The sequence below is a fragment of the Rhodococcus sp. ACS1 genome (genome assembly GCF_002300155.1).
Taxonomy (GTDB): domain Bacteria; phylum Actinomycetota; class Actinomycetes; order Mycobacteriales; family Mycobacteriaceae; genus Rhodococcus_F; species Rhodococcus_F koreensis.
Genome location: NZ_NSDZ01000011.1, coordinates 618835 through 632999 on the forward strand (window position 1 = coordinate 618835; position 14165 = coordinate 632999).

The 14165-nt window shown below is 68.7% G+C and carries 15 protein-coding genes; 11 read left to right on the forward strand and 4 right to left on the reverse strand.

All coding sequences use genetic code 11. From position 1 onward, the window contains the following. Window positions 1-18 precede the first annotated feature (18 nt). The 10 genes from CJ179_RS44340 to CJ179_RS44385 all read left to right on the forward strand — a co-directional run bounded on the left by CJ179_RS44340 (window position 19) and on the right by CJ179_RS44385 (window position 10024). The gene (locus CJ179_RS44340; protein WP_095865642.1) at window positions 19-963 is read left to right on the forward strand and encodes an alpha/beta hydrolase; all 945 of its coding nucleotides are present in this window, start codon (window positions 19-21) and stop codon (window positions 961-963) included. Beyond that, window positions 960-2030 carry a quercetin 2,3-dioxygenase gene (locus CJ179_RS44345; protein ID WP_095865643.1) on the forward strand — a complete coding sequence of 357 codons (1071 nt, stop codon included), beginning with the start codon at window positions 960-962 and terminating at the stop codon, window positions 2028-2030. Before CJ179_RS44340 ends, CJ179_RS44345 begins: the two co-directional genes overlap by 4 nt. A gap of 51 nt (window positions 2031-2081) precedes the next feature. After that, on the forward strand, window positions 2082-2759 hold the full coding sequence (locus CJ179_RS44350) for a FadR/GntR family transcriptional regulator (RefSeq protein ID WP_072949549.1): 678 nt from the start codon (window positions 2082-2084) through the stop codon (window positions 2757-2759). A gap of 134 nt (window positions 2760-2893) precedes the next feature. Beyond that, window positions 2894-4171: an aromatic acid/H+ symport family MFS transporter gene (locus CJ179_RS44355; RefSeq protein ID WP_095865704.1), complete on the forward strand. Its 1278-nt coding sequence runs from the start codon at window positions 2894-2896 to the stop codon at window positions 4169-4171. A gap of 41 nt (window positions 4172-4212) precedes the next feature. Continuing rightward, window positions 4213-5058 (forward strand): fumarylacetoacetate hydrolase family protein, encoded by an 846-nt coding sequence (locus CJ179_RS44360; RefSeq protein ID WP_095865644.1) that lies wholly within the window; start codon window positions 4213-4215, stop codon window positions 5056-5058. Then, on the forward strand, window positions 5055-6689 hold the full coding sequence (locus CJ179_RS44365) for an FAD-dependent oxidoreductase (RefSeq protein WP_095865645.1): 1635 nt from the start codon (window positions 5055-5057) through the stop codon (window positions 6687-6689). Before CJ179_RS44360 ends, CJ179_RS44365 begins: the two co-directional genes overlap by 4 nt. A gap of 57 nt (window positions 6690-6746) precedes the next feature. Beyond that, the gene (locus CJ179_RS44370; protein ID WP_095865646.1) at window positions 6747-7880 is read left to right on the forward strand and encodes a DUF3500 domain-containing protein; all 1134 of its coding nucleotides are present in this window, start codon (window positions 6747-6749) and stop codon (window positions 7878-7880) included. Between the two features lie 169 nt (window positions 7881-8049). Beyond that, the gene (locus CJ179_RS44375; protein ID WP_095865647.1) at window positions 8050-8634 is read left to right on the forward strand and encodes a hypothetical protein; all 585 of its coding nucleotides are present in this window, start codon (window positions 8050-8052) and stop codon (window positions 8632-8634) included. A gap of 99 nt (window positions 8635-8733) precedes the next feature. Next, window positions 8734-8934, forward strand: a complete 201-nt coding sequence (locus CJ179_RS44380) for a hypothetical protein (protein ID WP_072949538.1) — start codon at window positions 8734-8736, stop codon at window positions 8932-8934. A gap of 145 nt (window positions 8935-9079) precedes the next feature. Next, complete coding sequence (locus CJ179_RS44385; RefSeq protein ID WP_095865648.1) at window positions 9080-10024, forward strand: dioxygenase; 945 nt, start codon at window positions 9080-9082, stop codon at window positions 10022-10024. Between the two features lie 10 nt (window positions 10025-10034). Here the strand turns inward: CJ179_RS44385 and CJ179_RS44390 are convergent, their stop codons facing one another. From CJ179_RS44390 to CJ179_RS44400, 3 genes are all read right to left on the reverse strand, one after another. Next, window positions 10035-10640, reverse strand: a complete 606-nt coding sequence (locus CJ179_RS44390) for a hypothetical protein (protein ID WP_179377888.1) — start codon at window positions 10638-10640, stop codon at window positions 10035-10037. A gap of 111 nt (window positions 10641-10751) precedes the next feature. Then, the gene (locus CJ179_RS44395) at window positions 10752-11051 is read right to left on the reverse strand and encodes a hypothetical protein (RefSeq protein WP_095865705.1); all 300 of its coding nucleotides are present in this window, start codon (window positions 11049-11051) and stop codon (window positions 10752-10754) included. 85 nt (window positions 11052-11136) lie between these two features. Continuing rightward, on the reverse strand, window positions 11137-12039 hold the full coding sequence (locus tag CJ179_RS44400) for a LysR family transcriptional regulator (protein WP_095865649.1): 903 nt from the start codon (window positions 12037-12039) through the stop codon (window positions 11137-11139). 74 nt (window positions 12040-12113) lie between these two features. On the opposite strand from CJ179_RS44400, the gene CJ179_RS44405 reads away from it, so the two are divergent. Further along, the gene (locus CJ179_RS44405; RefSeq protein ID WP_095865650.1) at window positions 12114-13202 is read left to right on the forward strand and encodes a DMT family transporter; all 1089 of its coding nucleotides are present in this window, start codon (window positions 12114-12116) and stop codon (window positions 13200-13202) included. Here the strand turns inward: CJ179_RS44405 and CJ179_RS44410 are convergent. After that, window positions 13090-14145, reverse strand: coding sequence for a diguanylate cyclase (locus CJ179_RS44410; RefSeq protein ID WP_095865651.1), 1056 nt, complete (start codon window positions 14143-14145; stop codon window positions 13090-13092). The two genes, CJ179_RS44405 and CJ179_RS44410, sit on opposite strands and share 113 nt — an antisense overlap. Between the last annotated feature and the right edge of the window lie 20 nt (window positions 14146-14165).

Here is a 14165-nt window from a genome sequence, read left to right on the forward strand (position 1 = left end):
CCGAAGGAGTTCAATCCCTTGGACACGGCTTCGACCGTCGTCCGCCGATCCACCGTCGAGTACGCCCCCGATCTGCTACTCGATCTCGTACGCCCCGCCGAGGCAGCGCATCCATTGCCTGCGATCGTGTGGGTGCACGGAGGTGGTTGGCGGCTTCAAGACCGCACTGCATGCCCAGATCTGGTGCAACACTTCGCAGGACACGGCTACGTCATGGTCAGCATCGACTACCGCCTCGCGCCCGGGACCTGCCACCCCGGCCAGCTCTTCGATGTCCGGCGGGCGGTGCGCTGGCTGCGCGCCAACGCCGCGGACCACGGCATCGACCCCGACCGGATCGGTGTGTGGGGATCGTCGGCCGGTGGGCACCTCGCCGCGCTGACCGGAGTGCACTCGGCCACAACACGATTGCCCGGGGAAGAACCCACGACCGTCGACAGCTCGGTGCAGGCCGTCGTCGACGGTTACGGGCCCGCCGACCTGCCCGGCCTCGTCGACCTCTCCGCGAAACGGACACCGGGGGAGGGCCATTCCCCGGAGGCGTCGTTGCTCGGTGGCGCGATCCGGGACCGACTGGACGCGGCGCGATCCGCGAGCCCCGCGCTGCACGTGGCGCCCGGAGCGCCGCCGTTTCTGGTCATGCACGGTGTCGCCGACAACCTGGTGCCGTTCACGCAGAGCGTCGCGTTGTACGACGCGCTCGTCGCTCACGGCAACGACGCCATTCTCTACCTGATCGAGGGATTCGGGCATGGGTTCTTCAACCCGGGGCACGTCCTCGAACTCGGCCCCGACCAGACCCTCGACCAAGGCCGTCTCGAACGAGATCCGCAGGCGCCGGCCTCGACCCGCGCGGTGAGCGACTTCGGTCGCGCACTGACCGAGAGGTACTCCTCCGCCTCATTCGCCGCGATCGAAGCCTTCTTCTCGCACACACTGAAACCAGGAACACGCACACCATGACTACTTTCGACATTCCCGTCCTCGACGAGGTCCACGCTGTCGCCCCGCAACTCGACACCCTTCCCGGCCGCTGCGTGCCCTACGCCATGGCTGCCGGTGAAGGTGAGCGCCACGAACTCGGCGGGCAACTGATCACCGTCATCGCCCGCCCTGAGGACACCGGTGGACAATTCGGCGCCGCATATGTGTATGGCGGCAAGGGAACCGAGACCCCGTTCCTCTCCCACGACCGCGAGCATCGCTTCCTGTACGTCACCGACGGACGGCTGCAGGTGTGGTTGCCGGGCGAATCGCACCTGCTCGTGCCGGGCGACTCGGTCACCGTCCCGGCCGGGACGCCGTACGCGTACCGCATGCTCGCGCACCGGACCCGGTTCCTGAGCTGGCTCACCGTCGGCGACGGGCACCGGTGGTCGCAGGCGACCGGCCACGCAACCCAGTCGCACGTCTTCGACTCCGCCGCGGCGCCGATGTCGGACGCGCGGCAATCCGAATTCGCGGATCGGTTCGGCATCCGGTTCCACGATCTCGAGAAGAAGGACCTGCCCGCGGTGACGGGCGCGGTGCTCCCGGCAGGGGAGTCGCCCTACGTGCTGCAGGCAGGCGAAGGCGACCGCTGGGCGAGCCTCGACCAGTTGAACACGTATCTCGCACGGCCCCGGAACACCGGCGGAACGTATTTCGCGATGCACACCATGGGCGGCAAGAGTGCGTACATTCCCCGTCACTTCCACCGCGAGCACACCGAGAACTTCTTCTGCATCGAGGGTCGAATTCTCCTGCACGCCAACGGTCGGGAGATCATGCTGACCAAGGGCGACTTCCTCCATGCGCCTGCCGGAACGATCCACAGTTTCGCGTTCGACAGCCACGACACGCAGATGCTCGGCCTGCTGACCACCGGCGTGTTCGAGAAGTTCTTCGAGTACATGAACGTCCCGACGGACGCGCACGTGCACACCGAGGGCGGCGACATGCAGTTCCCGGCCGACGGGTTCGCACGGGCGCGTTCGGAGCTGGACCTCGAGGTCGTCGGCCCGCCGCCCGCCCGAGGCGCCGGGCGGTGAGTCCCGCCCGGCGCGCACGCCGCCGGAGCGGCTGAGCTCTACACTCGAGCCATGGCGATCCAGAGCACCGTCACCCGGGCAGAGTCCCTGGTCGCCCATATCCAGGATCGGATCGCCGCGGGCGAACTCGCGCCCGGTGATCGGGTGGGCACCCGCAAGGAACTCCAGGAGGAGTCGGGGATGGCCCGCGGAACGGTCATCGAGGCCGTCCGGCTCCTGCAGGATCGGGGAGTCATCACCGTCCGGCCCGGGCCCGGCGGTGGCCTGTTCGTCGCCGAACCGTCGTCGGTGGTCCGGCTCGGCCGCACCCTGCTGACCGTCGAGGGCGACGCGGCGGGAGTCGCCGACGCCATCGCCGTCCGAGAAGAGTTGGAACCCCTCGTGACGGAACTGGCCGCCCGGCACCGGACCGCGGCCGACGTCGCCGACCTGCGGAGACTGATGACCGTCCTCGAGGACTCGGCCGGCGACCCCGAGGCGTTCATCCGCACCGTGTGGGATCTGCACCGCCGGATCGTGGCGATCGGCCCCAACCGGGTGTTGCGCGAAACCTATCTGAGCCTCGAAACCTACGTGGAGCAGCACGCGACGCGCGCGAGCCGCGAACGAAGCGCCACCAACAGCGAGTACTTCGCGCGACGGATCGACGTGCACCGCGCACTGGTCGATGCCATCGAGTCCGGCGACGCGGCGAGTGCCCGCGCGGCCGCGCAGGCGCACGCTCACTGAGCGATCACTTTTTGCCGCCCTTTCCCGAATGCAGTGCTTGACAGGGGGCAGTGGTCTGTGGCTACCATCACACATAACGGTTATAACCGTTTATGGACGAGTTGATCCTCCCCCACTGACCAGGAGTGTTCCGCATGAATTTCTCCACGTCCTCGCCCGGCGGCCGCGGCAGAGTGCTCGTGCCCGTCCTCTGCTGGGCTGCCCTCCTCAGCGACGGATACGACCTGTTCGTCTACGGCGCCACCCTGCCCGCCCTGATCGGGCACGCCCCGTGGTTCATCACCGCCGGCGCGGCAGGCACCGTGGGCAGCGCCGCCCTGGTCGGAGTCCTCATCGGCTCGCTGACGGCCGGGACGCTCACCGACATCCTCGGCCGTCGCCGCCTGTTCCTCGCGTGCCTGACGCTCTTCTCGACGGCAACCCTGGTCACCGCGATCGCCCCGACCTTCGAGATCTTCGCCGCAACCCGGTTGGTGGCCGGCCTTGGCATCGGCGGGTTGATGCCCACCGCCATCGCGATGGCGGCGGAGTTCGCGTCCCCCGCCTACCGGTCCCGGATCCTCGGCATGGTGCTCACCGGGCCGGCATTCGGCGGCGTCCTCGCATCGACCGCGTCCCTGCTGCTGCTCGAAGAGTTCGGCTTCCGCCCGGTCTACGCATTCGGTGCGGTTCCGCTGATCACGTTGCTGCCGTTGGCGTTCGCGTTTCTGCCGGAGTCGCGGGCGTTCGCCGTCGAACGATCCTCCGAGGGCCGGGCGTCGAAGTCGCCGGTCGCCAAGCTGTTCGGTGACCGGATGGGGCGGGCCACGGTCGGCATCTGGTTCGTCGCGATCTGCAGCATGCTCACCATGTTCGGGGTGACCACCTGGCTGCCGCAGATCATGCGTAATGCCGGTTACCCGATCGGTTCGGCGGTGACGTTCCTGCTCGTCTACAGTGCCGGCGCCATCGTCGGAACGCTGCTCGCCTCCGTGCTGGCCGAACGGTTCGGGCCCAAACCGCTGGTCCTGACCGGGTTTTCCACGGCCGCAGTCTCTCTCGCGCTGCTGGGCACGCACCCGCCGACCGCCGTCCTGATGCTGCTGGTGGCGCTGGCCGGATTCGGCGGCCTCGGCACCCAGAACATGCTCAACGATCACATCGCGACGTTCTACCCGGCCCGGTTCCGGGCAACCGGACTCGGGTGGGCGCTCGGAATCGGACGGGCAGGGGCGATCGCGGGCCCCACGTACGGCGCGTTCTTCGTCGCCGGTGGCGGTGCCGTCATCGTCAGCTCACTGGCATTCGCCGTGCCCGCGCTGATCGGCGGTGTTGTGATGGCCACCCTCCCGAGACGCCCCGGCGCGACCTCCGCCGATGCGGACAACCGCGTCGAAGCGGCCACCCCGCGCAGCACCGAAATTTCCCGCTAGAACTCGCCACCGAAGGGTGGCGGACGAAAAGGATGAAATAGATGAAGATTGTCGGTTACCGCAAGAAGGACAAGGACGCCGTAACCGTGGGTGTCCTCCGAGACGGCTTCGTTCGACCGCTCGCCGCACTCGAGGAATTCTGGAGCGACGCGGCCGGCTGGGTGGCACGGGCGGAACATCTCGAGGCGCCGGAGATCGACGTCACGCTCGTCAGCATGGTGCCGCCGGTGCCCGACTCCGCCCGCGTCATCTGCGTCGGCCTCAACTACAAGGCCCACGCCGCCGAGGGCGGCTTCACCCCGCCGACCCACCCGACGCTGTTCGGGCGGTGGACCCCGTCGCTCAGCGTCGATGGCGCCCCGACGCCGGTGCCGGCCAACGAGGCGGGCCTCGACTGGGAAGGTGAGGTGGCCGCGTTCATCGGCACCCGGCTCGAAAGCGTCGACGCGGCCACCGGCCAGGCCGGGGTGCTCGGCTACGCCTGCTTCAACGACCTCACCGCCCGCACGGCGCAGAAGCTGACGGCGCAATGGACGCTCGGCAAGAACGGGGACCGGTCCGGCCCCCTGGGCCCGCTGGTTCCCGCCGGTGAGGTCGGGGATCTGTCCGACGGTCTGCGGGTGCAGACCCGCGTCAACGGAACAGTCGTGCAGGACGGCAACACCCGGGACCTGATCTTCTCGGTCGGCGAGATCATCGCCCTCATCAGCGAGACGTTCACCCTGCACCCCGGCGACATCATCGCCACCGGCACCCCGGAGGGCGTCGGTTACGTGCGGAACCCACCGTGGCTGCTCGGGCCCGGCGATATCGTCGAGGTGGAGATCGACAAGATCGGCGTCCTGCGGACCCCGATCGTCGATGCCAGCGGAAGGAAGGGCGCATGACCGACAACGCGTCCGAGGTAGCGCGGACCCCGGTACTGATCGCCGGCGGCGGACCGTCCGGACTCGCGGCCGCGCTCGAACTGGCCCACCACGGGGTGGCAAGCCTGGTCGTCGAACCGAGGGTCGACGTCGACGCCGAACGCCCGCGCGCCAAGACCACCAACGCTCGCACCATGACGCACCTGCGGCGGTGGGGACTGGCCGACGAGGTGCGTGCCGCGTCGCCGCTCCCCGTCGAGTGGGCGCAGGACATCGTGTTCTGCTCGACGCTCCTGGGCCACGAGATCACCCGGTTCGAGAACGGTTTCCAGCTCGATGTTGCCGCTCCGACGCTGGCGCCCGAGCGCGGCCAGCAGGCACCGCAACCCGTCGTGGAAACTGTGCTGCGGGCAGCGGTGCAGCGCAGCGAACTCGCCACCCTGCAACTCGGCGCCCGCGTCACGTCGCTCGAGGAACTTGCCGACGGCACCGTCCGTGCGACGGTCGAAGGGCCGGGACCGACCCGAACGGTCGTGGCGGACTACGTCCTCGGGTGCGACGGCGGCGCGAGCGTCGTGCGCGAGTCCATCGGCGCCCGGTTCGAGGGCACGTCCGGTGAGCGCCCCAATCTCAGCATCCTGTTCCGTGCGCCGGGCCTGGCGGAATGGGTGCCGTTCGACGGTGCCGTCCACCACTGGGTGATGGCGCCCGGGGCGGCGGGCATCGTGGGCCGGCTCGACCTGTCGGACACCTGGTGGGCGATCGTGCAGGGCGTCGACGTCCGGGACGAGGAGGTCGACGCCACCGCGCTCGTGCACAGCCTGATCGGTGAGCCGGTCCCGGTCGAGATCATCGCCACCGACCCGTGGGTGGCACGAATGTTGCTGTCTGACAGTTACCGCAAGGGCAGGGTGTTTCTCGTCGGCGACGCCGCGCATCTCAATCCGCCGTGGGGCGGGCACGGGTACAACACGTGCATCGGTGACGCCGTCAACATCGCCTGGAAGATCGCGGCGACGCTGCGCGGCTGGGCCGGGCCGCAGCTGCTCGACAGTTACGAAGCCGAACGCCGGCCCGTCGCCGCCCGCACCATCGCCGAAGCCGGAGCGCAGGAAAAGGCTTTGGCACACCACTTCTCCACCGTCGAGATCGGTCAGGAAGGCCCCGTAGCGGAGGAGGCACGCCGTCGCACCGCAGAGGCGCTGGCCGTGAAGAAGAGCGAATTCCACTCGCTCGGACTCGTTCTCGGCTACGCCTACACCGACTCACCGGTCATCATTCCCGACGGGTCGACGCCGCCGGCGGAAGATCCCGTGGAGTACGTGCCCACCGCGTGCCCCGGAGCGCTACTGCCGCACGCGTGGTTGGGCGACGGTCGTTCGCTCTACGACGTTCTCGGCCCGGAGTACACCCTCGTCGTGCTGGACGCCGCGGGATCCTCGCGGCACACCGCAGAACTCGACGCGCTGACGGCGAAGGCCGCGGAACTGGGCGTCCCGCTGGCGGTGCTACGGCTGTCCGACACCGGGGGAACTCTGGGCGCCGTCCTCGGCGGCCCCTTCGTCCTCGTCCGACCCGACCAGCACGTGGCGTGGCGGGGCGGCGACCTCGCGAACGCCGAGAAGGCGATCGACATCGCCGCGGGATGGTGACGAAACCTCCCCTCGCCGAACGCTGCTCCACCTCCACTCTCGAGAAGGAAGATTCACGTGTCTGCTCTCCATGAGGCGCCCCAGACGGCGACCAAGCTGCTCGTGACCGCCATGGGTTTGATCGATACGTTCGACCCCCGGCAACGGGCGACCGCGATCATCGACGATTTCGACGACCCGCGACGGCTGAACTGGGACATCATCCCCAAGCCGGACCGCACCGGCATCCCGCTCCACCAGCTGGACCGTCACCAGAAGGTGCTGGTGTGGGATCTGATCCGGTTGGCCGTGCCGCTGCGCACCTTCACGAAGGTGCTGTCGATTCCGCAACTCGAGCACGTGCTCCGGGACTACGAGCAGGATTTCCTCGGACCGGCACTGCAGACATGGCGCACGTCGGATTCGTACTTCCTGACGTTCTTCGGCCGGCCGGGTTTCGAGGACACCTGGACGATGCGCTTCCTCGGTCACCACGTGTGCCTCAACCTGACGATCGTCGACGAGCGGTGGATCTCCGCCACCCCGGTCGCGCTGGGCGCGCAGCCCACCGAGTACGACGGCGTGCTGAAACCGCTGGCCGACGACGAGGGCCTGGCCTTCGACCTGCTGGCCTCGCTGGACGACGAGCAGCGCGGCCACGCCGTCATCCACGACGTCGCGCCGGCCGACTTCGTGACCCGGCAGGTACCGCGGATCGGGGCCTACGAGTACCCGGACCATTACGACCTCGGCATGCCTGGCTACACCATCACCGACGCCGACCGGGTCGCCCTGAAGTTCGTCCGCGACCGGCCGTCGGGCATCAGCGGCTCGAAATTGTCCGGTGACCAGCAACAAGTGCTGCTGGGGCTCGTGGACTGCTACCTCGAACGACTGCCGGAGGAGGCCGGCGAACGCCGCCGGCAGGCCCTGCGAGACGGGGGTATCGACCGGGTGTTCTTCGCGTGGGCCGGTGCGCAGAAGCGCGGCGCACCGCACTACTTCCGCGTCCACACCGACCGGTACCTCATCGAAGCGGTCAACGCCGTCGGCGGTGGAAATCACCTGCACACCGTGCTGCGGGACTTCGACAACGACTTCGGCCACGACCTGCTCGCACTCCACGCCGGGACCGACTCGAAGTGGGGCGGCGGGCACCTGAGCAGCCGGACGGTGTCCAGCGAACAGTCCGATCCGCACCTCGAACCCTGAGTGCCGCTCGGCCCCGCACAGCGCTGAGCGGGGCCCACTCCGGACTGCACGCCTCTGACCTCGGAGTGTGAGACTCGTCAAGTTTGCCCATTTCGGTTTCCTTGTTGCCTGATCAGTGGCGACACTGGTGAAGCAGGCAATTTACGTGAACGAAACAATGAGGTGAATCGTGTTGGGGCGCTCGAAGGCAACCGTGGTGTACTCGGTGTCGGGTCGACCGTCCAACCCGTTCGCACGACCGGTCGATCGCTACGCGGCCACCCTGAGATCCGTAATCGCTGCACTCGCCGGTATCGCGATCGTGCTCGCCGCCGTGATGGGCACCTGGCAATGGAACCAGGAGAGTGCGCGGGCCGCGCAGCAGCGCGCCACCACCACCCTCGCCAAGGCCGTCACCGGCACCGACGCCCCCATCACCATGTCGCCCCGCGGCTCGGTCCGGACCACTCCGATGGTCGAGGCGACGTGGTCCTGGACCGCCGAGTCGCGCACTCAGAGCATCGAGGTCCCCTCGGGGACGCCGGCGGGCACCGAGAAGACCATCGCCGTCGACGCGGACGGCAACTGGGCAGGCCCGAGGGTCACCACCTCCGACGTCGTCAGCGGCGCGGTCGCGGCCGTGCTCCTCACCCTCGCGGCCAGTGCGCTGCTCCTGGGCATGGTGTGGGCGATGTGCGCACGCGCCGTCGAACGCCGCCGCCAGCAGTACTGGGACGAGAGCATCCGCAGGCTGTTCGCCACCTACAGTCGCTGATCCTTCCCTCGACGGTCACCTCCTGATTGCGCCGTCCCCACGGCGGTTTCGGTGCGCTCGCTCCGGGCTATTCAGGTGATGCCGAGGAAAGGTGGAGCCATGTCCGACAGGGATGCTTCCATATTCGAGAGCGAGCGGGAGCTCGACGAGGATTCCGTCCGGAACGCTCAGCGAACCGTCGCCCACCACTCGATCGACGCCGACGATTGCCGGATGCTGCTCGCTGCGCTCGGCATCCCCCTCGTCCGCGAGACCGACAAACAGACGCTCTCCGGCACGGCCGGCGCCGAAGCGTTGTGACCTGCTCACAGTGACTCCGTTGTGACCTGCTCACAGTGACTCCGTTGCGACCTGCTCACAGTGACTTCGCAGCGAATCTCCAGGGTGTCCGCACCGGGGGCCGTTTGTATGGGACCCAACCCCGAAACAGCCCTTGGAGGTCCCCATGACGAAAAGCCCGCGTCACCACCACGCCGAAGAAGTGCACGAGCACGATCGCGGTCTCAGCCATGACCTGAAGTCGATGTTGTCGCGTCGCCGCGCCCTGTTCGTGTTCGGCGCCGCGGGAGCGACCGCGCTCGCCGCCTGCTCGACGGCAGGCGGCGAGCAGGCGGCGGGCTCGTCCTCGACGACCGACGCGGCAGCGACTACGGCGGACACGGCGAGCGACGGCACGTGCGTGGCGGCGGCGCCGCAGGAAACGGCCGGACCGTATCCCGGTGACGGGTCCAACGGCCCGAACGTCCTGGTCGAGTCGGGGATCGTGCGCCAGGACATCCGCAGCAGCTTCGGTGCGTACTCCGGGACGGCGGAGGGCGTCGCGACGACCATCGAACTCGACCTGCAGGACCTGACGAAGGACTGTGCGGCGGGCGCCGGAATGGCCGTCTACCTGTGGCACTGCGACCGGGACGGCGAGTACTCGCTCTACGGCAAGGGCATCACCGAGCAGAACTACCTGCGCGGCGTCCAGGTGGCGGATTCGGCGGGCAAGGTGTCGTTCACGTCGATCTTCCCGGCCTGCTATTCCGGGCGCTGGCCGCACATCCACTTCGAGGTGTTCGACACCCTCGAATCGGCGGTGGCCGGGGAGGACGCCCGTCTGACGTCGCAGATCGCGGTGCCGCAGGACCCGTGCGCCACGGTCTTCGCGTACGACACCGGCTACGCGAACAGCGTCTCCAACCTGTCGAAGGTCTCCCTCGACTCGGACAACGTGTTCGGCGACGGCTGGGACGCCGAACTGGCCACCGTGACCGGCGAGCCCGCCACCGGCATGACCATCGCGATCACGATCGGCGTCGCCGAGAAGTCGGCGAACACGCAGTCCGCGCCGGCCGGTCCGGGTGGGGGCGGCGGACAACCGCCGGCAGGGGCGCCCGGCCGGTAGCGCCGGCCCGTCAGCTGACGTGCCACCCCGGAGGTCTGTCGAGTTCGTTCCATTCGCGGGTCAACCGGGCCTGCTGGCGGCGGGACGCAACCCAGTGGACGATCAGGAACAGGAGGCAGTAGCCGCCGGTCGACGCCACCCAGATCCCGCACGCGACGCTCACCGCCGTGGCGGCGTTCTGCGAACCGGTCTCCGGTGCGGCGACGAGGTCGCCGTTCGGGCCGAGCCAGACGGTGACGGTCTGACCGGCCTTCGCACCCGCTGCGGTGGGAACGTCGGCGGTGTGCGTCTGCCCGTTCACCGACCACTGCACCCGCGCGTGGGCTTGGTACTGCGGTGCCGCGGACAGGGCCTCGCCGGCGCTCCCGCTGCGGGAATCCTCCACGAGCGTCGCGGGGGTCGAGTGCTGGGTGGCGAGTGCGGCCTGGGTCTGATTGTCCAGCCGCGAGTACGTCTCGGTTCCGACGGCCGCGGCCAGTGGAATCATCAGGAGCACGAAGACCACCCCGACGAGGACCAGCGCGGATCGCAGTCGGTCGCAACCCCGCATGAGTGGGTTGCGGCTCCACGGACCCAGACGCCACAGGCGTATCGGCGCTGCACACGTTTCGCTCATCGCGCACCTCCGGGTGGTTGCCCACCACCATTGTGCAACCGAAACGCCTGCGCGTGTAGGGCCTTCTGTCAGGTCTTCCTGCCTGGCCTCGATTCGCGCCCGCCCGCCGAGTCAGACCTTTTGCACGAGGTCCGGCCACGGAGGACGGCGGAGCATGGCGAGGGTGGCGATCACGGCGGCCGCCAGTCCGATGAATTCGCCGAAGAGCGCTACCCGATTGCCGTCGACGGCGGGCTCCCACGACACGGTGCCGCCGTGGACGACGAAGACGCCGACCGGCGCGGGGCCCAGGACGCCGCGATATCTGGTCACGGTGAGGATGGTGGCTCCGTCGGTCGTCTCGTAGGGCTCGCCGTAGATCCGCGCGGCGGCGTTCGCCTCCGACTGGTTCACCACGTCCCGAAGTTTCACCGCGACTCCTCTCGCCGTCCGATCGAAGACCGATCTCATGATGGCACTCGGGCCCGCCCCCTACGGGGCATTCCCGGATCGCGAGTCAGGCACCGACGCCGGCGAAGGCCTCGGTCAACGCCTCGATGCCCGCGCGGACCGTGGGCCGGTCGTTGTCGGCGCGGCGGAGTGCGTAGATCTCCCGCTCGAGTGTGGGACGCACGGGGACGATCGCGACGTTGTCCGGCACCCAGACGCGGGCCAGGCGCGGTACGAGGGCGGCGGCGAGTCCGTGTGCGACGAATTCGAGTTGCGCCGCGAATTCGGGTGCTTCGTATCGGATGTCCGGTTCGATGCCGCGGTTGCGCAGCGTCTGCACCAGCCAGGTGTGGAACACCGCCCCCTTCTTCCACGTCGTCCACGGCATGTCCGCGATCTCGTCGAGGTCGACGTGGTCGCGGGATGCGAGGGGATGGTCCCGGGACAGTGCGACGTCGGCCGAGTCCCGGTGCACCAGGGTGTGCACGGCGTCCTCGGGGAGGTGCAGGGGCATCGTGACCCAGCTGTCGACGACGGCGAGGTCGAGTTCGCGGCGCACGATCGCCGGTATGAGTTCCTCGGTCTCGCCGGCGGAGAAGCTGACCGTGAGTTGCGGGTGCCGGCTGCGCAGCGTGGCCACCGCGGTCGGCACGACGACCCTGCCTGCGGAGGAGAACGATCCGATGCGCAGTTCGCCCACCACGTCGCGATCGAGGGAGACGACCTCGGATTCGGCCTGCGCCAGCAGTGATATCGCTTCCTGCCCCCGGCGGGCCAGGAGCCTGCCGGCGTCGGTGAGCTGAACGCCGCGGCCCGCGGGCACCAGGAGTGTGACGCCGACCTCGCGTTCGAACTTGCCGAGTTGCTGCGACACCCCGGACGGTGTGACGTGCAGGGCACGCGCTGCGGCACCGATCGAACCGTGTTCGGCGACGGCACACAGCGCGCGGAGGCGCTCCAAACTCAACATGTTAGTGATGCTACTGCTTTCATGAAACGACTATTCACTTGTTGTAATGGTTGGAGGCTCGGAGAATTCTCGGTGTGACTACTGTCCTCCGTTTGCGTCCCCGTGCCCTCGTCAGCCCCTCGTTCAGCATCGCGTCCGTGGATCCGCGACTGCTCGTTCTGGCGGGTGCGGTGGCAACTTCGCTGACCGGCAGTCTCATCAAATTGTCCGGGGTGGAGCCGGCCACGTCGACGTTCTTCCGGTGTGCGCTGGCGTTGCCGATCCTCGGTTTCCTCGCCCTGCAGGAGTTTCGGCGGCACGGCGGCATTCCTCTCCGGGTGATCGCCGCCCAGGTGCTCGGCGGGATGATGCTCGGTGTCGACTTCGCACTGTGGGCGCGATCGATCCAGATGATCGGGGCCGGGATCTCGACGGTCGTCGTCAACGTCCAGGTCATCGTCGTGCCACTGCTGGCGTGGATCGTCTTCCGTGCGCGGGTGCCGCTCCGGTTCGTGGTGGCGGTGCCGTTCCTGTTCGCCGGAGTGGCTCTCGCCGGCGGAATCCTCGGCGGCAGCGGCGAGGGCGACCAGTTGTTCCTGGGAACCCTGCTGTCGCTGGCCGCGGGCGTGGCCTACGGGATCTACATCTTCGTCATCGGCCGGGCGGGATCCGCGCACCGGGCGTCGTCGCAGGTGTTCGTGTCGACGATCGCCGCGGGCGTCGTCGGGACCGTGGTGGGATCGCTCTGGGGAACGGTGGACCTCACGCCCGGCTGGCCCGCGCTGGGTTGGTTGGCGGCGCTGTCGCTGAGCAGCCAGGTGCTCGGCTGGGTCCTCATCGGATTCGCGCTGCCGAGGCTCGCCGCCGAGGTGGGTGCCACGCTGCTGCTGCTCCAGCCGGTCCTGGCGATGCTGTTCTCCATCGTGATCGTGCACGAGCGTCCGAGCATCGGGCAGTTCGCCGGATGCGCACTGGTCGTCGCGGCGGTGTGGATGGTCACCCGGGTGCGACCGGCGGGCCGTCGTTCGGTGACCGCGCGCATCGCCGAATCACCCGTGGCACGACCCGTGGTCAGGCGTTCCACCCCGTCCGCAGTGACTGTTCGTCGGCCGGCGGCTCGGGCGGGTGGTGTCGCTGCTTCGCGGTGTACAGCTCACGGTCGGCCCGTCGATAGAGCGCGGTGAGCGGGTCGGACTCTCCGGTGCACGACGCGACGCCGAAGCTGAACGAGGTGGGGCTCTGCCGCGCGAGTCGCACCATCACCTCGGGCAGCTCGGCGTGGTGCTCGCCGACCATGCAGCTGACGAACTCGTCGCCACCGACCCGGGCGAGCAGGGCGCCGCGGGGCAGGTGCGCGGCGAGGTAGTTCGCCAGATCGACGAGAACGGCGTCCCCCGCAGCGTGGCCGTAGTGGTCGTTGGTCGACTTGAATTGGTCGACGTCGATGAGCGCCAACGTGACCGAGGCCTGCTCCGTGCCCGCGCTCGCGAGCGCGTCCCGGAACGCGAGTTCGAACCCTGCGCGGTTGAGCAGGGCGGTCAGTGCGTCGGTGCTGGCCGATTCGATCAGCGTCCGGGTCAGTGATCCGAACATCTCGGCCGCACCGATCACACAGGTGACCGCCACGACGAGAACGGCAGCCTTCACGGTCGCCGTGTCGACGTCGACGGGCACCAGTGTGAAGGCGGTGGGAGCGAGAACGACCCCGACCGCCATGAATCCGGTGAGGCAACCGACGAGGAGCCTCGCCTGCAGTTTCGGGTAGAACACGACGAAATACATCGCCAGGAACGTCGCCGCGATCGCGCAGAGCAATTGGGCGGCGGCAAGAATGAGACCCGACATCACGATCGGTGTGGCGAGCAGTGCTGCCGCGGTGCTGACCTGGTAGGCCCGCCGTCCCGGCCTGCGTCCGCCCCGGTACAGCACCACGAGTGCGATCACTCCGAGGAGGATGCCGGCCGAGCGCGCGACGACGGTCTCCGGCCGGATCGGCAACCCGACCATCGGAGGCAGAACGAACCCGGCCAGGTGCAGCGCCGTCGTGATCCACAGGTAGCGGCGCAGGATGCGCGGCTGATAGTCCTGAAGGACCGTGTCGACGGACGAAGCAGCGAGGGGCCTCACTCTGGCAATTATCCAGGACC

Bases quoted from the DNA above. Each gene is read 5' to 3' on its own strand.
- CJ179_RS44345 (WP_095865643.1), top strand. From the start codon at position 960: ATGACTACTTTCGACATTCCCGTCCTCGACGAGGTCCACGCTGTCGCC.
- CJ179_RS44350 (WP_072949549.1), top strand. From the start codon at position 2,082: ATGGCGATCCAGAGCACCGTCACCCGGGCAGAGTCCCTGGTCGCCCAT.
- CJ179_RS44355 (WP_095865704.1), top strand. From the start codon at position 2,894: ATGAATTTCTCCACGTCCTCGCCCGGCGGCCGCGGCAGAGTGCTCGTG.
- CJ179_RS44360 (WP_095865644.1), top strand. From the start codon at position 4,213: ATGAAGATTGTCGGTTACCGCAAGAAGGACAAGGACGCCGTAACCGTG.
- CJ179_RS44365 (WP_095865645.1), top strand. From the start codon at position 5,055: ATGACCGACAACGCGTCCGAGGTAGCGCGGACCCCGGTACTGATCGCC.
- CJ179_RS44380 (WP_072949538.1), top strand. From the start codon at position 8,734: ATGTCCGACAGGGATGCTTCCATATTCGAGAGCGAGCGGGAGCTCGAC.
- CJ179_RS44385 (WP_095865648.1), top strand. From the start codon at position 9,080: ATGACGAAAAGCCCGCGTCACCACCACGCCGAAGAAGTGCACGAGCAC.
- CJ179_RS44390 (WP_179377888.1), bottom strand. From the start codon at position 10,640: ATGAGCGAAACGTGTGCAGCGCCGATACGCCTGTGGCGTCTGGGTCCG.
- CJ179_RS44400 (WP_095865649.1), bottom strand. From the start codon at position 12,039: ATGTTGAGTTTGGAGCGCCTCCGCGCGCTGTGTGCCGTCGCCGAACAC.